This window comes from Pseudoalteromonas sp. S16_S37 (assembly GCF_014694405.1).
Taxonomy (GTDB): Bacteria; Pseudomonadota; Gammaproteobacteria; order Enterobacterales; family Alteromonadaceae; genus Pseudoalteromonas.
Map to the genome: position 1 here is coordinate 1 of NZ_JAAUWV010000304.1, position 203 is coordinate 203.

The 203-nt window shown below is 45.8% G+C and carries 1 protein-coding gene; it reads right to left on the reverse strand.

Annotated features, from left to right (window positions below):
* A partial coding sequence (locus HC733_RS22975; protein WP_190367241.1) for a transposase occupies positions 1–203 on the reverse strand: 203 nt, incomplete at both ends.

Here is a 203-nt window from a genome sequence, read left to right on the forward strand (position 1 = left end):
CCTTCACGGTCACGAGGGGTATCGAGTTCAAACTCGCCATCTTCAGTTTTAACCCGTTTGCTGCTCTTACCGTTACGGCTATTGGTTGATGTAGCCTTTTGGTGTTTTTCATAACCCAGATGCTCATCCATTTCAGCGTTCAATGCCGCTTCAATGGTGATCTTCTTCAACATCTGGCTAAACTCGTTCAAATCCTCAGGTGT